Raw genomic sequence first — 19,051 nt, forward strand, 5'->3', positions numbered from 1 at the left:
GGTTGTTTTTACCTTATCCTGAACCAAGGATTCACGGACACGATGCAGCGCACGCATTGCCTGCTGAGATTCAGTTCTGGGCTGTACAAAACGCATAGACGGACGCGATGCAGCTTCACAAATAGCTTCGGCGTCGACAAAGTCGTTTTTGTTACTTTTAACGAATGGACGGACAAATTGTGGTGATATCAGCTTAGGAAAATGCCCCAACTCTTCCAACTTGCGTGCCATAAAGTGAGAGCCACCACAGGCTTCCATTGCGATGGTTGTAGCGGGGCATGTCGCCAAAAATTCGATTAACTTTGGCCGTGTAAATTTTTTACGGTAAACAGCCTTGCCGCGACGATCCTGGCAATGAATATGGAAAGAGTTTTTACCCAGATCGATACCAATGAGCGCAATGTTTTCCATGATAGTTCTCCGAATGAAAGCCTATCCTCAGCATAGTACCGGGAAGGAGGGAGTGACCATCTCATTAAAAACAGACAGCAAACACCCCTGAGATAACCACCAACAATAAAGCGTCAGCAGTCACTTTATAACAATAAATCCGGCCAGTATGTCCTTCCTGTTTATCAGGAGGGAGGCCTTTCTGTACCTGATACATGGACAAATTATGAAAAGAATCATCACCGTACTGATCGTGTCGTCTGTGTCCTGCCCGGTTTTTGCCGGGGCCTATGTCGAAACGCGCGAAGCCTACAACACCGCCTCTGAGCTGCACGAAGTGATCCTGCGTGCGGGCTATAACTTCGATATGGGCGCGGGACTGATGTTCACCAACGCTTATAACGTGGGGAAATGGGACGAACTGAAGCACAGCTATAACGAAATCGAGGGGTGGTATCCACTCTTCAAACCGACCGACAAACTGACCTTCCAGCCCGGCGGCTTGATTAATGACAGCAGCGCAGGATCAGGTGGCGCGGTTTATTTAGATACCAATTATAAATTTACGGACTGGTTTAATCTGACGTTCCGCTATCGCTATAACCATAACAATTACGATACGCCGGACTATAACGGGCAGATGGATAAGAACGACACGCATGAATTCGCCAACTACTGGAATTTCAAAGTGACGGATGCGTTTTTCTACACCTTTGAGCCGCACTTTTTCCAGCGGGTGAATGATTACCACAGCAAAAATGGCAAAGACCATCACTGGGAAATTACTAACAAGTTCAGCTATAAAATCGACAGAAACTGGCTGCCGTATCTTGAGCTACAGTGGCTGGACCGATGGAATGATTACAACCGCGAGCAGTACCGGATCCGGTTAGGGTTGCGGTATTCGTTCTAATAAAAAAAGCCGCTGATCGCTCAGCGGCTTTTTCGTTGCCGGGTGGCGCATGCGCTTACCCGGCCTACGGCATAACCGAATTAGTCTTCTTTCGCACCGCGCATGGCACGTTTACGATCGTTCTCGGTCAGGTGACGTTTACGGATACGAATTGACTGAGGCGTCACTTCGACCAGTTCGTCATCATCGATGAATTCCAGAGCCTGCTCCAGGGTCATCTTGATCGGTGGAACCAGAACCGTTGCTTCGTCAGTACCGGACGCACGCATGTTGGTCAGTTTCTTACCGGTCAGGCAGTTTACCGTCAGGTCGTTAGAACGGCTGTGAATACCGATGATCTGGCCTTCGTAAACTTCAGCACCGTGGCCCAGGAACAGCTTACCGCGATCCTGCAAACCGAACAGCGCAAACGCAACCGCTTTACCCTGACCGTTAGAGATCAGCACGCCGTTGTTACGCTGGCCCACTTCGCCCGGACGAACGTCGTCGTAGTGGCTGAAGGTGGAGTACAGCAGACCGGTACCGGAAGTCATGGTCATGAACTCAGAACGGAAGCCGATCAGGCCACGGCTTGGGATCACGTAGTCGAGACGTACGCGGCCTTTGCCATCTGGATTCATGTTTTTCAGGTCGCCTTTACGCTCACCCAGTGCCTGCATCACAGAACCCTGGTGCTGCTCTTCAACGTCCAGCGTTACGTTTTCGAATGGCTCTTGTTTACGGCCATCGATTTCGCGGAAGATAACTTTCGGACGGGAAACCGCCATCTCGAAACCTTCACGACGCATGTTCTCAATCAGAACAGACAGGTGCAGCTCACCACGACCCGAAACGCGGAATGCATCAGCGTCTTCGGTTTCTTCAACGCGCAGCGCAACGTTGTGCACCAGCTCTTTGTTCAGGCGGTCAAGGATCTGACGAGAGGTAACAAACTTACCTTCTTTACCACAGAACGGAGAGGTGTTGACGTTGAAGAACATGGATACGGTTGGTTCATCAACGGACAAGGCTGGCAGCGCTTCGACGTTCTGCGGATCGCAGATGGTGTCGGAGATGTTCAGTTCACCCAGACCGGTGATGGCGATGATGTCGCCCGCTTCAGCGATGTCGCTCTCGATACGCTCAAGACCCAGGTGAGTCAGAACTTTACCGACTTTACCGTTACGGGTTTTGCCTTCGCTATCGATGATAGTGACCTGCTGGTTAGGCTTCACTTTACCGCGCTTGATACGACCAATGCCGATTACGCCAACATAGTTGTTGTAGTCGAGCTGGGAGATCTGCATTTGCAGGGTGCCTTCCAGGTCAACGTTTGGCGCAGGAACGCGGTCAACAATCGTCTGGTACAGCGGAGTCATGTCTTCCGCCATGTCTTCGTGATCCAGACCGGCGATACCGTTCAGCGCAGACGCATAAACGATAGGGAAGTCCAGCTGTTCGTCGGTCGCGTCGAGGTTAACGAACAGGTCGAAGACCTGGTCAACAACCCAGTCAGGACGCGCGCCAGGACGGTCAACCTTGTTGATCACAACGATAGGTTTCAGGCCGTGGGCAAATGCTTTTTTGGTCACGAAGCGCGTTTGCGGCATAGGGCCATCAAATGCGTCAACCACCAGCAGCACGGAATCCACCATGGACATCACGCGCTCAACTTCACCACCGAAGTCGGCGTGCCCTGGGGTATCAACGATGTTGATACGGTAGTCATTCCATTTGATAGCGGTGTTTTTGGCGAGGATGGTAATCCCACGCTCTTTCTCCAAATCGTTGGAGTCCATCACACGCTCTTGAGTTTCGGCACGAGCATCAAACGTACCGGACTGCTGTAGCAGCTTATCAACCAGGGTAGTTTTACCATGGTCGACGTGCGCGATGATGGCGATATTACGCAATTTTTCGATCACAACTTTGCCTCAGGCATTTAGAAATAGCGCGTTATTGTACACGGATTAATCGCACTACAAAACAGGATCACAAACATCCCCCGCAAACAAGTATTGCAGAGATGCTTTGTGATCGCTTTCACGGAGCGGTAAAAGGGCACTTTAACGTAAATTGCACCAATATGGTGCTCGATGTTCACACAGAAGCACTATAATGGTGCAACAAATCCAATGTGGTGCAGCCCTTCTGCACTATGGTGCGCATGATAACGCCTTTTTGGGGTGTTTTAAAAGTTGGCACAGATTTCGCTTTACAGAAATACAGTAAAAATATGGCAGCCCAGCCGATTTGAAGACCTCGTTACCACGACGACAATGACCAATCTGGAGAGTTAAGTATGTCCGCTGAACACGTTTTGACGATGCTGAACGAACATGAAGTGAAGTTTGTTGATCTGCGCTTCACCGATACCAAAGGTAAAGAACAGCACGTCACGATCCCTGCTCATCAGGTGAACGCCGAATTCTTTGAAGAAGGCAAAATGTTTGACGGCTCCTCCATTGGCGGCTGGAAAGGCATTAACGAATCCGACATGGTTCTGATGCCAGATGCAACCACTGCGCTCATTGACCCGTTCTACGAAGAACCTACGCTGATCATCCGCTGCGATATCCTGGAACCTGGCACGCTGCAAGGCTATGACCGTGACCCACGCTCCATCGCAAAACGCGCTGAAGAGTACCTGCGCTCTACCGGCATCGCAGACACCGTTCTGTTCGGGCCAGAGCCAGAGTTCTTCCTGTTCGACGACATCCGTTTTGGCGCTTCCATTTCTGGTTCCCACGTCGCTATCGATGACATCGAAGGCGCATGGAACTCTTCCACCAAGTACGAAGGTGGTAACAAAGGTCACCGTCCGGGCGTGAAAGGCGGTTACTTCCCGGTTCCTCCGGTCGATTCTTCACAGGACATCCGCTCTACCATGTGTCTGATCATGGAAGAGATGGGCCTGGTTGTTGAAGCGCACCACCACGAAGTGGCAACGGCTGGCCAGAACGAAATCGCAACCCGCTTCAACACCATGACCAAAAAAGCGGATGAGATTCAGATCTACAAATACGTTGTGCACAACGTTGCGCACCGTTTCGGTAAAACCGCGACCTTCATGCCAAAACCCATGTTCGGCGACAACGGTTCCGGCATGCACTGCCACATGTCCCTGTCCAAGAACGGCACCAACCTGTTCTCTGGCGACAAATACGCGGGTCTGTCTGAGCAGGCGCTGCACTACATCGGCGGTGTTATCAAGCACGCTAAAGCGATCAACGCCCTGGCGAACCCGACCACCAACTCCTACAAGCGTCTGGTCCCAGGCTACGAGGCACCGGTGATGCTGGCGTACTCTGCCCGTAACCGTTCTGCTTCTATCCGTATCCCGGTGGTGGCGTCTCCGAAAGCGCGTCGTATCGAAGTGCGCTTCCCGGACCCGGCGGCTAACCCATACCTGTGCTTCGCAGCACTGCTGATGGCCGGTCTGGACGGTATCAAGAACAAGATCCACCCGGGCGAAGCGATGGACAAAAACCTGTACGACCTGCCGCCAGAAGAAGCGAAAGAGATCCCACAGGTTGCCGGCTCTCTGGAAGAAGCCCTGCAAGCGCTGGACGCAGACCGTGAGTTCCTGACCGCTGGCGGCGTGTTCACCGATGAAGCGATCGATGCTTACATCGCGCTGCGTACCGAAGAAAACGACCGCGTTCGCATGACGCCGCACCCGGTTGAGTTCGAACTGTACTACAGCGTTTAATTGATTTGTTTTACCCGGCGCATACGCGTCGGGAGTAGTTGCCGTGGAAACTTTAGCCCATCTTCGGATGGGCTTTTTTCTCCACCAACAACCTGATCTCACGCGCTTTTTACCTCTAAAACGCTATACTGCACTAAAATAGTGCAACGACTCCAGGAGACTGCTGAATGGCAACTGGCACGCTGCCCGATGCTGGGCAGATCCTCAATTCTTTGATTAACAGTATTTTGCTGGTCGACGACGAGCTGGCGGTGCATTACGCCAACCCGGCGGCGCAGCAGCTGCTCGCTCAAAGCGCCCGTAAACTGTTTGGCACGCCGCTGCCTGAACTGCTGAGCTATTTCTCGCTGAATATTGGTCTGATGCAGGAGAGTTTGCAGGCGGGTCAGGGCTTCACCGATAACGAAGTGACGCTGGTGATTGACGGACGCTCGCATATTTTGTCCCTCACCGCACAGCGCCTGCCGGATGGCATGATTCTGCTGGAAATGGCGCCGATGGATAACCAGCGTCGTCTCAGCCAGGAGCAGCTTCAGCATGCGCAGCAGATTGCGGCGCGCGACCTGGTGCGCGGGCTGGCTCATGAAATTAAAAACCCGCTGGGCGGCTTACGCGGTGCGGCACAGCTTTTGACCAAAGCGCTGCCTGACCCTGCCCTGGCAGAGTATACCAACGTCATTATCGAGCAGGCGGACCGTCTGCGTAATCTGGTCGATCGTCTGCTCGGGCCGCAGCAGCCGGGGATGCATGTTTCAGAAAGCATTCATAAGGTCGCGGAGCGGGTGGTGAAACTCGTCTCTATGGAGCTGCCAGATAACGTCACGCTGGTGCGTGATTACGACCCAAGCCTGCCGGAGCTGGCGCACGATCCGGACCAGATTGAACAGGTGCTGCTGAACATTGTGCGTAACGCGTTGCAGGCGCTGGGCCCGGAGGGTGGCGAAATTATTCTGCGTACCCGCACCGCGTTCCAGCTGACGCTGCACGGCGTGCGTTATCGTCTGGCGGCACGTATTGATGTGGAAGATAACGGGCCGGGGATCCCGCCGCATCTCCAGGACACCCTGTTCTACCCGATGGTCAGCGGTCGCGAAGGCGGCACCGGGCTGGGGTTATCCATCGCCCGTAATTTGATTGACCAACACTCCGGCAAAATTGAATTTACCAGTTGGCCGGGACATACCGAGTTTTCGGTTTTCCTGCCGATTAAAAAATAAAGGTGACGTTTATGCAACGAGGGATAGTCTGGGTAGTCGATGACGATAGCTCCATCCGTTGGGTGCTTGAACGCGCGCTCACAGGAGCGGGATTAAGCTGCACGACGTTTGAGAGCGGCAGCGAGGTGCTCGACGCACTCACCACCAAAACGCCGGACGTTCTGCTCTCGGATATTCGCATGCCGGGCATGGACGGACTGGCGCTCTTAAAGCAGATCAAACAGCGCCACCCCATGCTTCCGGTCATCATAATGACCGCCCACTCCGACCTGGATGCCGCCGTTAGCGCCTACCAGCAGGGGGCGTTTGATTACCTGCCAAAACCGTTTGATATCGACGAAGCCGTTGCCCTGGTCGAACGCGCCATCAGCCACTATCAGGAGCAACAGCAGCCCCGTCACGCGCCGGATTTCGGGCCTACGACGGACATCATCGGTGAAGCGCCAGCCATGCAGGACGTGTTTCGCATCATCGGGCGTCTGTCGCGCTCGTCTATCAGCGTCTTGATTAACGGTGAATCAGGGACCGGTAAAGAGCTGGTCGCACACGCCCTGCATCGCCACAGCCCGCGGGCGAAAGCGCCTTTCATCGCCCTGAACATGGCGGCGATCCCCAAAGATTTGATTGAATCTGAGCTGTTCGGCCACGAAAAAGGGGCGTTTACCGGGGCAAATACCATTCGTCAGGGACGCTTTGAACAGGCTGACGGCGGAACGCTATTCCTGGATGAAATCGGCGATATGCCGCTGGATGTTCAGACCCGACTGCTGCGCGTGCTGGCAGATGGCCAGTTTTACCGCGTGGGCGGCTATGCGCCGGTGAAGGTGGACGTGCGTATTATTGCCGCGACGCACCAGAACCTGGAGCTGCGCGTGCAGGAGGGGAAATTCCGTGAGGATTTATTCCATCGTCTGAACGTGATCCGCGTCCACCTCCCGCCGCTGCGCGAGCGTCGGGAAGATATCCCGCGTCTGGCGCGCCATTTCCTGCAAGTGGCGGCCCGCGAGCTGGGCGTGGAAGCCAAGCAGCTTCATCCGGAAACGGATGCCGCCCTCACCCGTCTGGCGTGGCCGGGCAACGTGCGTCAGCTGGAAAACACCTGTCGCTGGCTGACCGTGATGGCCGCCGGACAGGAGGTGTTGATTCAGGATCTCCCCGCCGAGCTGTTTGAAGCCACCGTGCCCGAAAGCACCGCCGGACATGCGCTGCCGGACAGCTGGGCGACGCTGCTGGCGCAGTGGGCAGATCGCGCGCTGCGTTCCGGTCATCAAAATCTGCTCTCCGAAGCGCAGCCTGAGATGGAGCGCACGCTGTTGACTACCGCGCTTCGTCATACCCAGGGCCACAAACAGGAAGCGGCTCGCCTGTTGGGATGGGGTCGAAACACCCTGACGCGCAAGCTGAAAGAGCTGGGAATGGAGTGATCTTACTCCGCTGTGTAAAGGTTACTAATTGAGCGCAAAGTGCCGTTATTTTGCGCTTTACTGTTCCGATGAGTTTTGTATGATCGTGCCCGGAAACAGGGGGGAGCATCATGCTGGAATCATTAGTGACTTTGCTTTCGAGCGGAGCAGCAGAAAGCCACACGCCACAAACTGCCGTTGCGGCGGTATTGTGTGCGGCACTGGTTGGGCTGTTTAGCTAACGAGCTGTCGATGAAAAGCCGGGTGGCGCTTCGCTTACCCGGCCTACATCTCGCACTTAAGTAGGCCGGGTAAGGCAAAGCCGCCACCCGGCATTACAGCTCAAATCACCCGCGAGAACTGCTGTAAACGCGCCTTCTGACGCAGATAGGCATCGAAGCACATGCAGATATTACGAATCAACAGACGTCCTTTCGGCGTGACGACAACCGCACTCTCCGACACATCCACCAGCCCGTCTTTCGCCAGCGGCGCCAGAAGCTTCAGGTCTTCGGCAAAGTAATCGCTGAATTGCAGATCCCATTGCGACTCCACCTCGCGAAATTCGAGACGGAAGTTGCAGATAAGCGCCTTAATCACGTCCCGACGGATGCAGTCGTCGCGCGTTAGCGCAATGCCGCGCCACAGCGCGTTGCCGGTTTCGTCTATCTGCTGATAGTACAGCTTCAGCTCTTTCTGATTCTGGGCGTAGCAGTCGCCAATCATGCTGATGGCGGAGACGCCCATTCCGAGCAGATCGGTATCGCCCTGGGTGGTGTAGCCCTGGAAGTTACGGTGGAGAACACCTTCGCGCTGGGCAATCGCCAGTTCATCGTCAGGGCGGGCAAAGTGATCCATTCCGATAAACTGATAGCCGGTTTCGGTCAGCGAGGCGATGGTCTCCTGCAAAATGTCCAGCTTCTGCTGGGCGGAAGGCAGATCCGCATCTTTGATTTTGCGCTGAGCGGCGAACAGCGTCGGCAGGTGCGCATAGTTAAAGACGCTCAGACGGTCCGGGTTAAGCTCAGCCACGCGTTTAAGCGTGTAGGCGAAGCTCTCCGGCGTCTGCTTCGGCAGGCCGTAAATCAGGTCTATATTCGTTGAGGTAAAGCCGATTTCACGCGCATGGTTGAGTAAGGCAAAGATAAACGCTTCGTCCTGCTCGCGGTTTACCAGGCGCTGTACTTCTTTGTTGAAGTCCTGTACGCCCATACTCAGGCGGTTGAAACCTTCGGCGCGTAAATGATCCAGCACATCCAGCTCGATTTCACGCGGATCGACCTCGATCGAAATTTCGGCGTCGTCGTTAAAACTAAAATTGCCGCGCAGCAGCGCCATCAGGCGGCTGATCTGCGCTTTATTCAGATAAGTTGGCGTACCACCGCCCCAGTGAAGCTGGCTGACGTGACGCCCTTTAAACAGCGGTGCGCGGTGCAGAATTTCCTGTTCGAGCGCATCGAGGTATTGATCGGCTTTGTGCTGCTGGCGGGTAACGATTTTATTGCAGCCGCAGAAGTAGCAGAGCTTATGGCAGAACGGAATATGGACGTAGAGCGACAGCGGGCGCTCGGGATAGCGCGCCACAGCTTGCTGAAAATGCGCCTCGCCGAAAGCGTCAGAAAACTCCAGCGCGGTGGGGTATGAGGTATAACGCGGCCCGGAATAGTTATATTTCTGGATCAGGGCCAAATCCCAGTCGATAGATGGTACAGACATGCTCACTCCTTCCGTTGGTGTCGCGTTCGTATACGGCGGCCCGTTCTGGTCCCGTTGCGGGCCATCATTCGGGTGCGCAGCCACTTCTGTCGCCGCGACAACCGCCGTAGTTTAACGAATAACCACACCAGATAACATATAACCGGAAGGGTTATAAGCAGGACGAGTGTACCTGCCGGGTGCAAATGTTAGTTTCCACCTTTCAGCAGACGCATCATATCTTCCTGCTTTTCGTCTTCCTCTTCGTCTTCTTCATCATCGTAGGACAGACCCAGCTTCTGCATCAGTTCATCAATGCGGTCCAGTTTGGCATCCACCCAGGACTGCTCTTCAGCAGTCAGGGTTTCACCCTCTTCAAGACGTTCCAGCAGCGCGTCCAGGCGCTCATCGTTCTCCAGCATATCCAGCTCAGCCTGCGGTGAAAGCATAGGTTTCTCGCTCTTTGGTTTGTGCTGCTTAGTGACCGGCGTGTCTGTCACGCCCAGTGGAATGGGAGTTTTACTGCCGATACGAGGATCTTTCTGCTGTTGGCCTTTTGCAGAAGCGCCTGCGGCACCGCCACCGTTAGCACGGCTACCCGCAGCATGACCACGATGTTTTTTATCGCGTTTGCGATCGCGCGCTTCCTGATTCAATTCTTCGCGCGTTTTGCGGCGTGCTTTTGCAGGGCGTTTCGCGCCCGCAGCGGAGGTCGGTTTTTTCATGATGTTTTATCTTTAAGTCGTTTTCTTCAGTATAGAATTGCGGCGAAATCTAGCAGAAAGCAAGCAAAGAAAAAAGGCGACAGAGCAATCTGTCGCCTTTTTTCCTGACTCACAACCCTTAACGGGTCAGACATTCCCTGTTTGCCTGCAACAAACCCTGTTTATCCCTTGGCTACTACCGTCCGTGATACGGTTCCGTTTCCTGTTAAAAACGCCTCCAGGCGCCGGTCGTCCTGACAATCCTGAGTCTTCGCCTCCTGGCGCTCCTGACCCTTATCCTTAAGTCGTTATCCTGTTGGCATCCTCGCCCTGGCACACACTTTACCTTGTTCCCTTAAACTAACAAGCTATGAAAAGGTAAAAAACCGGATTTTCAGATAATTACTCATTAATAACTCTTTGAATTTTAATATTTTGAGTTTTTTAGCGCCTGCGATTTCTCTTAAATTTCTCATACGCTTAAGAGCAGATCTCTTACATTCCGTAGGGCTTTCACTTACATGTCAATGACGAAGGGAAAAGCCTTTTGCCCGCATTCAGGTATAATCCCCGCAGATTACGATTTTTGGAGACGACCACGTGACTACCTGGAACTACCAACAGACGCATTTTGTCACCAGTGCGCCCGATATTCGCCACCTGCCCTCAGATACAGGGATTGAAGTGGCATTTGCTGGCCGCTCCAATGCGGGAAAATCCAGTGCCCTGAATACGCTCACCAATCAGAAAAACCTGGCGCGTACCTCAAAAACACCTGGCCGTACTCAGCTGATTAACCTGTTTGAAGTGGCTGAAGGCAAACGCCTGGTCGATTTACCGGGCTACGGTTACGCGCAGGTACCGGAAGAGATGAAGATCAAATGGCAGCGTGCGCTGGGTGAATACCTGGAAAAACGCATGTGTCTGAAAGGTCTGGTGGTGCTGATGGATATTCGTCATCCGCTAAAAGATCTCGACCAGCAGATGATTGACTGGGCGGTGGCAAGCGATATTGCGGTGCTGGTGCTGCTGACAAAGGCGGATAAGCTGGCGAGCGGCGCGCGCAAGGCGCAGGTGAACAAGGTTCGTGAAGCGGTGCTGGCATTCAACGGTGATGTGCAGGTTGAACCGTTCTCCTCGCTGAAAAAGCAGGGCGTGGATAAACTGCGACAGAAGCTCGACAGCTGGTTTAACGATCTGGAACCGGCGACAGAAGCGGAAGCAGAGTAACAACAGGCGCGGCGATGACCGCGCTTTTTTCGCCTGAAACTTTCTTTGCCGCAATAAAAAACGCCCCAGTCATTACTGACTGGGGCGGCTAAAATATTCAGCCAAATCCGATTACGTGAAGTAAAAGGTCTGAAAGATAGAACATCTTACCTCTGTACCCTACGTCGTTAACTCTACTCTTTTTTTATCGCTGGACAAAGCACTTTTTGTAGTTTTTTTTCATTCTTTACATAGGGAATTCTAATGATCGTCACAAAACGCGCGTACTTATGTTGCTTACTTACATAAAACGCGCGTTATTCCGTTAACCCTTAGTGAGCCTGATCCCAGTTTTCGCCGCTACCCACTTCCACCAGCAACGGAACGTCCAGCTTCATGCTGTTTTCCATCAGTTCATGGATCTTCTGAGAGACCTTTTCCAGATCGTCTTTATGAACTTCAAAGACCAGTTCATCGTGTACCTGCATGATCATTTTCACGCGCGGCTTCTCTTTTTCGAGCCAGGCATCGACGGCGATCATTGCGCGTTTAATGATGTCCGCCGCAGTGCCCTGCATGGGGGCGTTGATCGCAGCACGTTCAGCACCCGCGCGACGCGCGGCGTTGCTGGATTTGATATCCGGAAGGTAGAGACGACGCCCATCCAGCGTTTCAACGTAGCCTTTCTCTTTCGCCTGCGCGCGGGTACGTTCCATATATTCCAGCACGCCCGGATACCGCTCGAAGTAGAGATCCATATACTTCTGCGACTCTTTACGCGGAATATTGAGCTGGCGTGAAAGACCAAAGGCACTCATGCCGTAAATCAAACCGAAGTTGATCGCTTTTGCGCTACGACGCTGCTCGTTTGTTACGTTCTCCAGCGGCAGCCCAAACACTTCGGCAGCGGTTGCCCGGTGGATGTCCTTGCCTTCGGCAAAGGCCGTCAGCAGGCCTTTGTCGCGTGACAGGTGCGCCATAATACGCAGTTCGATTTGCGAGTAGTCTGCGGAGACAATCAGATAATCCTCTGGCGCAATGAAAGCCTGGCGAATACGACGGCCCTCTTCATTACGCACCGGAATGTTCTGAAGGTTGGGATCGGTTGACGAAAGTCGCCCGGTCGCCGCCACAGCCTGATGATAGGAGGTGTGCACGCGGCCCGTTTTCGGGTTAATCATCAACGGCAGTTTGTCGGTATAGGTCGATTTCAGCTTAGCCAGACCGCGGTATTGCAGAATAACTTTTGGCAGCGGATAGTCCAGCGCCAGCTCTTCCAGCACCTCTTCAGACGTTGAAGGGGCGCCGCCCGGGGTTTTCTTCAGCGGCTTGATACCCTGTTTTTCAAACAGGATGGTTTGCAGCTGTTTCGGTGACGACAGGTTAAATGCCTCGCCAGCAAGTTCATGCGCTTTCTGTTCAAGCTCGGTCAGGCGCTGCGCCAGCTCACCAGAGTGGTTATGCAGCACCGTTGGGTCGATTTTAACGCCGTTACGCTCAATACGAGACAGCACAGGCACCAGCGGCATCTCAATGTTCTGGAACACATTCAGCGGCCCTTCGTGCTTCTGCAATTTCGGCCACATTTTGAGATGCAGCTGTAGCGTGACGTCAGCGTCTTCCGCGGCGTAGCGGCCTGCTTCTTCCAGCGCGATCTGGTTAAAAGTCAGCTGATTTTTGCCCTTACCGGCAATTTCTTCAAAGGTGATGGTTTTGTGTTTCAGCCAACGATCGGATAAGGAATCCATATCATGGCGGCCCGCCACGCTGTCCAGAATGTAAGATTCCAGCATGGTATCAAAAGCGATACCACGCAGCTCAATGCCGTAGTTTTGCAGAATACCGCGGTCATACTTCAGGTTTTGCCCGACCTTCAGCGCTTTCTCGTCTTCCAGAATCGGCTTTAGCAGTTCTAAGGCGCGCTCGCGGGAGATTTGCTCCGGCGCATCCAGATAGTCGTGAGCCACCGGAACATAGGCGGCAATACCCGGCTCCGTCGCGAATGACAGGCCCACCATATTAGCCGTAATGTTATCGAGGCTGTCCGTTTCGGTATCGAAAGCAAATACTGGCGCTTTTTTTAGCTTTTCAATCCAGGCGACGAGCCGTGACTCTTCAAGGATGGTTTCATAGTTGTCGAAGGAGAGCGCTACCGCCTCTTCTTCTGCCTGCTCTTCGGCATCGACAACGATGGTCTCTTTCGGCTTCGCCGCAGGTTTAGCCCCTTTCGCCTGAAGCCATTTCCCGGCTTCAACATCCGCGGTCCAGCGTTTAAATTCGTATTTTCTGAACAGGCCAAGCAGTTCGTCGGCGGCGGGTTCCTGCACTTCCAGCTGCTCGCAGGTAAGCTCCAGCTCTACGTCAGTTTTGATGGTAGCTAACTGATAGGAGAGATAAGCCACCTCTTTGTTATCGGCAAGCTTTCCGGCCATGGTTTTTGCGCCACGGAAGGTAAGACCGGCAATTTTGTCGGACTCTGCATACAGCGTATCCAGCCCGCCCAGCCCTTGCAGCAGCGCCTGAGCTGTTTTTTCACCCACGCCCGGTACGCCAGGAATGTTATCCGAGGAATCGCCCATCAGGGCGAGGAAATCAATAATGAGCTCTGGCGGCACGCCATATTTGGCGACCACTTCTTCCGGGCCAAGAATGGTGTTGGTCATGGTGTTGATCAGCGTGATCCCTGGCGTTACCAGCTGCGCCATATCTTTATCACCGGTACTGATCAGAACCGGGCGGCCTGCTTTTTCCGCTTCGCGCGCCAGGGTACCAATTACGTCGTCAGCTTCAACGCCTGAGACCGCCAGCAGTGGCAGCCCCATCGCTTTCACCATAGCGTGCAGCGGTTCAATCTGCGCGCGCAGATCGTCAGGCATAGGGGGACGGTGAGATTTGTAATGCTCAAATAATTCATCGCGGAAGGTTTTACCCTTCGCATCAAACACCACGGCCGCATGGGTTGGATGGTATTGCAGAATCAGGCTGCGCAGCATATTCAGCACGCCGTACATTGCGCCGGTAGGTTCCCCTGCGCTGTTGGTCAGAGGAGGAAACGCATGATACGCCCGATACAGGTAAGAAGAGCCATCGACGAGTATAAGTGGGTTTTCTGGGATCTGAACCATAATGTCCGTGCCTTTTATGAATTTATGGGTAAAGGATGCCACAGAAGGATGAAAACATCAGGTTTTAGCGCTTTATACAGAAAAAGATTTTGCGATCGGGAAGATCGCTCGCAAAACAAAACTGTGGATAAGTTTGTGCATATTTTTAATGCAGGTGAATAACAGCTTTATAAAAGTGATACTGAAAATTTATTTATCTAATAAAATCAAAGCATTGCTATAAGATCACTTAAGATCGCGCTTCACTGATGGTTATTTAGTCTATGTGGATATAAGACTTAAGCACTCTGTCTATATGCAAAAAATCGCTGCCTGGCAGGAAAAGCCGCAGCCTCCTGGTGTGAAACCGCCCTGGTCTGAGCGAATTTCTGATAAGATCGGTGCCCAGCACCGGATAGCCGGCTGCTCAATTACAGCTAACTATCTGAATAAATTAATTATGTCGAGAATACTCGCAGCGATAACATTATGGTTAAGCGTCATTTTAACTATTCTGGTTACCATCGCCTGTTCTGTGTCAATCATCGTTGCCGGAATAATTAAACTTCTGCTGCCTGTCCCTCCGGTATGGCGCGCGGTGTCTGCTTTTTGTAATTTTATGATGTACTGCTGGTGTGAAGGGCTGGCGATCCTGTTGCATCTGAACCCCTGGCTGAAGTGGGACGTTCAGGGTCTGGAGAAGCTGAACAAAAAGAACTGGTATCTGCTGATCTGTAATCATCACAGCTGGGCCGACATCGTTGTATTATGCGTACTGTTTCGCAAACACATTCCGATGAACAAATACTTTCTGAAACAGCAGCTGGCCTGGGTGCCTTTCATTGGTCTGGCCTGCTGGGCGCTGGATATGCCGTTTATGAAACGCTATTCACGCAGCTATTTGATTCGTCATCCGGAACGCCGCGGTAAGGACGTGGAAACCACGCGCCGTTCTTGCGAGAAGTTTCGCGCGCATCCCACCACCATTGTTAACTTCGTCGAAGGATCGCGCTTTACCGAAGAGAAGCGCCAGCAAACTCGCTCTCCTTATCAGAACCTGTTGCCGCCAAAGGCTGCGGGTATCGCAATGGCGCTCAACGTGCTGGGTGAGCAGTTCGATAAATTGTTGAACGTAACGCTCTGCTATCCGGAAAACGACAGGACGCCGTTCTACGATATGCTCAGCGGCAGGCTGACGCGTATCGTTGTCCGCGTTGATCTGGTGCCCGTCAATACTGAACTGCACGGGGATTACGTCAACGATAAAAACTTCAAACGTCGTTTCCAGCTTTGGCTTAATACACTCTGGAAAGAGAAAGACGAGCAGATAGCGAAGATTAAATCTTCATACAAAAACGCCGGTCAGTGACCGGCGTTTTTCTTTGTGGTTGTTACTTTTTCTCAACCAGGTATTTCACGGTATCAGCGTACTGTTGTACGAAGATATCCATGCTGGTCGTGTCCATACCACGCATATTCACCTGGTATTTGCCGTTAACATACATCGCCGGCACGCCCTGCAACTGGAGGTCAGCGGCAGCTTTTTCCTGCTGTGCCACGAGAGATTTCACCACGAAACTGTTCCAGGCAGCGTCATAGTCTTCACCTTTCACACCGGCATCCACGAACACTTTACGGATATCTGCCGTAGTTTGTACGGTCTGGGTTTTCTGTACGGCTTCAAACATAGGCGCGGTGATCTTATCTTCCACACCCAGCGCAATCGCGACCGCCCATGCCTGAGTCAGGTCTTTACCCAGTGGGCCAAGGAACTCAACGTGGTATTTCGTCATTTTGGTGCCTTCCGGCAGCTTTTTCTTCACGTTGTCAGAAACATGAAGTACCTGCTCAAACTCGTAGCAGTGCGGGCAGTAGAAGGAGAAGAACTCCAGCACCTGAGGCTCGCCAGCAACAGGCTTGTCCAGCGTAATGTACTGCTTGCCGTCGGTAAACTGCGCAGCAGTTGCGCTAAATGCCAGAATCATACCAGCCAGCGCCAGCCAAATTTTTTTCATGATCAACTCTCTCCTGGGTGTGTCCAATTAATACATCGGCGTTAATTGCAGAGGGGGTTCCTGTAGAACCTTAACCTGCTCGGTAAATGTGGATATCTGGTTGCGCCAGTAATCCTCCCCGGGAAGCCAGGGGAAATTTCGGGGAAAAGCCGGGTCTTCCCAACGCCTGATTAACCACGCGAGATAATAAACAAATCGCATCGCACGTAAAGGCTCTATCAAGGCAATTTCGTCTGAATTAAAGGGGCTAAATTCTTCATAAGCTTCAATTATGGTCTCAAGCTGCATGCGCTGCTCGGCTTTATCACCGTTGAGCAGCATCCACAGATCCTGCACAGCGGGTCCCATACGTGCGTCATCAAGATCGACAAATAGCGGCCCATCACGCCAGAGAATATTCCCGGCGTGGCAGTCACCGTGCAGGCGCAGAGTAGTAATATCATCCCGCCAGCAGGCTTTTACAGCATCAATAAGCTTATCGGTCGCCGTGAGGAAATTATCCTTTAGCGCATTCGGGATCAGCGCCGATGTTTCGAATACCTGTCGCGGCTCAACAAGATATTCCTGAACACCAATCGTCGGACGGGCAACAAACGGTTTTTTACGTCCCGTCTGATGAATGCGCCCCAGATAGCGGGCAACCCATTCCATCTGATCGATATTATCTGCCTCAAACTGTCTTCCGCCCAGGCTCGGAAATACCGCGTAGTAAAAGCCCTGATGGGTCAGCAGCGTTTGGTTATTGAATTTGAGCGGTGCCGCAACGGGAACATCGTCATCCAGCAGATCGTGGGCAAACTGATGCTCTTCCTGAATTTGTTCTGCGGACCAGCGCTGTGGACGGTAAAACTTTACGACAAAGCGCTGGCGCTCTTCGTCCTGAAATTGGTAGACACGGTTTTCGTAGCTGTTTAAAGGGGTTAACCCGGAATCCACCCGAATACCCTGTTCGAACAGCGCATCCATTATGGTATCCGGGTGTAGTGTCTGGAAAGTAAAAGCCTGGTCGTTCATCCGATCATCCGGAAATTATACGAATGATTCAGGATATCATCTTGTGGCGATTTCGGTGGCTCCGCTTACAAGCTTTTACTCTTTAATTACGCCTCGGGCACGCAGTAATGCGGTTTTAAAATCCTCTTCATAATCTTTCTGAATGCCAGGAATAACAGCATCTTTAGCCGAGTCACGCATTTTCAGGTGGTAGATCAGGATGTCGTCAGAAAGGTCTGCCAGTTCGCCATCAAAACCTGACTCTTTCGCCAGTTTCTGTAAAAATTGCATCAGATTCAGCTCTGGCTCTTTTTGCCAGGCCGGCTGGAGAAGCTCAATGACTTCATTAAGACGTTTACATTTCATGGTAGTGCTCCTTTCATTTAGAGAGACACGTTAGCAGGGTCAATCCCACAATAAAAGAGGCGATATTCGTGAATCAATGCCAGGAAATCATCGGAGTTGTTCTGGCCGGGGGCAGGGCAATGCGAATGGGCGGAAAGGATAAGGGGCTTCAGCTCCTGAACAACACTCCATTATGGCAGCATGTTGCTGATACGCTTGCAGATCAGGTGTCGTCGATAGCGATCAGCGCTAACCGACATGTTGATATTTATCAGCGCAGCGGGTATCCGGTTTATCAGGATAACCTGGTGGACTACCCCGGTCCGCTGGCGGGAATGCTTTCCGTTATGCAGCAGTCGTACGGAGAGTGGTTTCTCTTTTGTTCCTGTGATACGCCCTTCATCCCGTCCTGTCTGGTTGAACGTCTGGTGCAGCGGCGCGGTGATGCTCCCGTCGTCTGGGTACACGACGGTGAACGCGACCATCCGACTATCGCATTGATTAATCGCTCGTTAATATCCGCGCTGGAAGATTACCTGGCCGCAGGAGAGCGACGCGTCATGGTATTTATGCGCCGGTCAGGAGGGCATTCCGTTGATTTCAGCGACATGAAATCGGCGTTTGTGAATGTAAACACGACGGAAGATTTGCAGATGATGCAGGAGAAGAAATGATACCCGTATTAGCGATCTCAGCCTGGAGTGGCACCGGGAAGACTACGCTGCTAAAAAAACTGATACCTGCACTTTGCGCTAAAGGCATTCGGCCCGGATTGATTAAGCATACGCACCATAATATGGATGTCGATAAGCCGGGGAAAGATAGCTATGAGCTGCGTAAGGCTGGCGCTGCACAAACGATGGTGGCGAGTAACCAGCGCTGGGCGTTAATGACAGAAACACCGGATGAAGCACCGCTGGATCTCGCTTATCTTGTCAGCCGGATGGATCACTCCACGCTGGATCTGGTGCTGGTTGAGGGGTTTAAGCATGAGGCTGTTGCGAAGATCCTGCTATTCAGAAGCGATGCCGGACATGACGTAAGTGAGTTAACGCTGGATGAACATGTGATTGCCGTGGCCAGTGACGTTGCGTTGACGCTGGAAGTACCGGTTCTGGATTTGAATAATGTGGAGGGGATTGCAGAGTTTATTTTGGCGTGGAGTGCAGTCTGAGTTGCAGGGTGACGGCTTCGCCTTACCCGGCCTGCCGTTTTTCAGCAAACAAACGCAAAAAGGCCATCCTTCCGGATGGCCTCTTCACTTGTTTGATGTCTGGCAGTTCCCTACTCTCACATGGGGAGACCCCACACTACCATCGGCGCTACGGCGTTTCACTTCTGAGTTCGGCATGGGGTCAGGTGGGACCACCGC

The 19,051-nt window shown here is 52.7% G+C and carries 16 protein-coding genes, 1 rRNA gene and 1 pseudogene; 9 read left to right on the forward strand and 9 right to left on the reverse strand.

The annotated features are described in order from the left end of the window. A pseudogene (locus ACNQ0W_RS23090) lies at nt 1–411 on the reverse strand (IS110-like element IS4321 family transposase); the annotation flags it as partial. A 205-nt stretch (nt 412–616) separates the two neighbouring features. Here ACNQ0W_RS23090 and ompL point away from each other — a divergent pair. Further along, complete coding sequence (gene ompL, locus ACNQ0W_RS23095) at nt 617–1,303, forward strand: porin OmpL (protein ID WP_003861929.1); 687 nt, start codon at nt 617–619, stop codon at nt 1,301–1,303. A gap of 80 nt (nt 1,304–1,383) precedes the next feature. On the opposite strand, the gene typA is transcribed toward ompL, so the two are convergent. Continuing rightward, on the reverse strand, nt 1,384–3,207 hold the full coding sequence (gene typA / locus ACNQ0W_RS23100; protein WP_003861927.1) for a ribosome-dependent GTPase TypA: 1,824 nt from the start codon (nt 3,205–3,207) through the stop codon (nt 1,384–1,386). Between the two features lie 377 nt (nt 3,208–3,584). Here typA and glnA point away from each other — a divergent pair, with 377 nt between their 5' ends. The 4 genes from glnA (at nt 3,585) to ACNQ0W_RS23120 (ending at nt 7,856) form a co-directional block, all read left to right on the forward strand. Next, nucleotides 3,585–4,994, forward strand: coding sequence for a glutamate--ammonia ligase (glnA, locus tag ACNQ0W_RS23105; RefSeq protein ID WP_003861925.1), 1,410 nt, complete (start codon nt 3,585–3,587; stop codon nt 4,992–4,994). Between the two features lie 167 nt (nt 4,995–5,161). Then, on the forward strand, nt 5,162–6,211 hold the full coding sequence (gene glnL, locus ACNQ0W_RS23110; RefSeq protein WP_003861923.1) for a nitrogen regulation protein NR(II): 1,050 nt from the start codon (nt 5,162–5,164) through the stop codon (nt 6,209–6,211). 11 nt (nt 6,212–6,222) lie between these two features. Beyond that, nucleotides 6,223–7,635, forward strand: a complete 1,413-nt coding sequence (glnG, locus tag ACNQ0W_RS23115; RefSeq protein ID WP_003861919.1) for a nitrogen regulation protein NR(I) — start codon at nt 6,223–6,225, stop codon at nt 7,633–7,635. A 110-nt stretch (nt 7,636–7,745) separates the two neighbouring features. Continuing rightward, a complete protein-coding gene (locus ACNQ0W_RS23120) occupies nt 7,746–7,856 on the forward strand; it encodes a YshB family small membrane protein (RefSeq protein ID WP_017382667.1) in 111 nt (36 codons plus the stop codon). 100 nt (nt 7,857–7,956) lie between these two features. On the opposite strand, the gene hemN is transcribed toward ACNQ0W_RS23120, so the two are convergent. Next, nucleotides 7,957–9,330, reverse strand: coding sequence for an oxygen-independent coproporphyrinogen III oxidase (gene hemN / locus ACNQ0W_RS23125; RefSeq protein ID WP_032652012.1), 1,374 nt, complete (start codon nt 9,328–9,330; stop codon nt 7,957–7,959). A 188-nt stretch (nt 9,331–9,518) separates the two neighbouring features. Continuing rightward, on the reverse strand, nt 9,519–10,034 hold the full coding sequence (yihI, locus tag ACNQ0W_RS23130; protein WP_116330091.1) for a Der GTPase-activating protein YihI: 516 nt from the start codon (nt 10,032–10,034) through the stop codon (nt 9,519–9,521). 579 nt (nt 10,035–10,613) lie between these two features. Here yihI and yihA point away from each other — a divergent pair. Further along, nucleotides 10,614–11,243 (forward strand): ribosome biogenesis GTP-binding protein YihA/YsxC, encoded by a 630-nt coding sequence (gene yihA, locus ACNQ0W_RS23135; protein ID WP_003861913.1) that lies wholly within the window; start codon nt 10,614–10,616, stop codon nt 11,241–11,243. A 311-nt stretch (nt 11,244–11,554) separates the two neighbouring features. Here the strand turns inward: yihA and polA are convergent, their stop codons facing one another. Further along, nucleotides 11,555–14,347, reverse strand: coding sequence for a DNA polymerase I (polA, locus tag ACNQ0W_RS23140; RefSeq protein WP_062933594.1), 2,793 nt, complete (start codon nt 14,345–14,347; stop codon nt 11,555–11,557). A 439-nt stretch (nt 14,348–14,786) separates the two neighbouring features. On the opposite strand from polA, the gene ACNQ0W_RS23145 reads away from it, so the two are divergent. Beyond that, on the forward strand, nt 14,787–15,695 hold the full coding sequence (locus ACNQ0W_RS23145; RefSeq protein ID WP_116330093.1) for an acyltransferase: 909 nt from the start codon (nt 14,787–14,789) through the stop codon (nt 15,693–15,695). A 22-nt stretch (nt 15,696–15,717) separates the two neighbouring features. On the opposite strand, the gene dsbA is transcribed toward ACNQ0W_RS23145, so the two are convergent. The 3 genes from dsbA to ACNQ0W_RS23160 all read right to left on the reverse strand — a co-directional run bounded on the left by dsbA (nt 15,718) and on the right by ACNQ0W_RS23160 (nt 17,700). After that, nucleotides 15,718–16,341, reverse strand: coding sequence for a thiol:disulfide interchange protein DsbA (gene dsbA, locus ACNQ0W_RS23150; protein ID WP_047052499.1), 624 nt, complete (start codon nt 16,339–16,341; stop codon nt 15,718–15,720). 27 nt (nt 16,342–16,368) lie between these two features. After that, complete coding sequence (locus ACNQ0W_RS23155; RefSeq protein WP_062933593.1) at nt 16,369–17,355, reverse strand: serine/threonine protein kinase; 987 nt, start codon at nt 17,353–17,355, stop codon at nt 16,369–16,371. Between the two features lie 75 nt (nt 17,356–17,430). After that, nucleotides 17,431–17,700 carry a YihD family protein gene (locus tag ACNQ0W_RS23160; RefSeq protein ID WP_003861904.1) on the reverse strand — a complete coding sequence of 90 codons (270 nt, stop codon included), beginning with the start codon at nt 17,698–17,700 and terminating at the stop codon, nt 17,431–17,433. Between the two features lie 68 nt (nt 17,701–17,768). On the opposite strand from ACNQ0W_RS23160, the gene mobA reads away from it, so the two are divergent. Beyond that, nucleotides 17,769–18,353 carry a molybdenum cofactor guanylyltransferase MobA gene (mobA, locus tag ACNQ0W_RS23165; protein WP_062933592.1) on the forward strand — a complete coding sequence of 195 codons (585 nt, stop codon included), beginning with the start codon at nt 17,769–17,771 and terminating at the stop codon, nt 18,351–18,353. Continuing rightward, nucleotides 18,350–18,853 (forward strand): molybdopterin-guanine dinucleotide biosynthesis protein MobB, encoded by a 504-nt coding sequence (gene mobB, locus ACNQ0W_RS23170; protein WP_062933591.1) that lies wholly within the window; start codon nt 18,350–18,352, stop codon nt 18,851–18,853. Before mobA ends, mobB begins: the two co-directional genes overlap by 4 nt. A gap of 97 nt (nt 18,854–18,950) precedes the next feature. Here the strand turns inward: mobB and rrf are convergent. Further along, nucleotides 18,951–19,051, reverse strand: a 5S ribosomal RNA gene (rrf, locus tag ACNQ0W_RS23175); the annotation flags it as partial.

The sequence above is a fragment of the Enterobacter cloacae complex sp. 6730903 genome (assembly GCF_048283985.1).
Classification (GTDB): Bacteria; Pseudomonadota; Gammaproteobacteria; order Enterobacterales; family Enterobacteriaceae; genus Enterobacter; species Enterobacter hormaechei_C.

What these genes read in the sequence shown, in the direction of transcription:
- polA (WP_062933594.1), bottom strand. Translation starts at nt 14,347, where the DNA reads ATGGTTCAGATCCCAGAAAACCCACTTATACTCGTCGATGGCTCTTCT.
- yihI (WP_116330091.1), bottom strand. Translation starts at nt 10,034, where the DNA reads ATGAAAAAACCGACCTCCGCTGCGGGCGCGAAACGCCCTGCAAAAGCA.
- ACNQ0W_RS23120 (WP_017382667.1), top strand. Translation starts at nt 7,746, where the DNA reads ATGCTGGAATCATTAGTGACTTTGCTTTCGAGCGGAGCAGCAGAAAGC.
- glnG (WP_003861919.1), top strand. Translation starts at nt 6,223, where the DNA reads ATGCAACGAGGGATAGTCTGGGTAGTCGATGACGATAGCTCCATCCGT.
- glnL (WP_003861923.1), top strand. Translation starts at nt 5,162, where the DNA reads ATGGCAACTGGCACGCTGCCCGATGCTGGGCAGATCCTCAATTCTTTG.
- hemN (WP_032652012.1), bottom strand. Translation starts at nt 9,330, where the DNA reads ATGTCTGTACCATCTATCGACTGGGATTTGGCCCTGATCCAGAAATAT.
- ACNQ0W_RS23145 (WP_116330093.1), top strand. Translation starts at nt 14,787, where the DNA reads ATGTCGAGAATACTCGCAGCGATAACATTATGGTTAAGCGTCATTTTA.
- ACNQ0W_RS23160 (WP_003861904.1), bottom strand. Translation starts at nt 17,700, where the DNA reads ATGAAATGTAAACGTCTTAATGAAGTCATTGAGCTTCTCCAGCCGGCC.
- glnA (WP_003861925.1), top strand. Translation starts at nt 3,585, where the DNA reads ATGTCCGCTGAACACGTTTTGACGATGCTGAACGAACATGAAGTGAAG.
- ompL (WP_003861929.1), top strand. Translation starts at nt 617, where the DNA reads ATGAAAAGAATCATCACCGTACTGATCGTGTCGTCTGTGTCCTGCCCG.
- mobB (WP_062933591.1), top strand. Translation starts at nt 18,350, where the DNA reads ATGATACCCGTATTAGCGATCTCAGCCTGGAGTGGCACCGGGAAGACT.
- dsbA (WP_047052499.1), bottom strand. Translation starts at nt 16,341, where the DNA reads ATGAAAAAAATTTGGCTGGCGCTGGCTGGTATGATTCTGGCATTTAGC.
- ACNQ0W_RS23155 (WP_062933593.1), bottom strand. Translation starts at nt 17,355, where the DNA reads ATGAACGACCAGGCTTTTACTTTCCAGACACTACACCCGGATACCATA.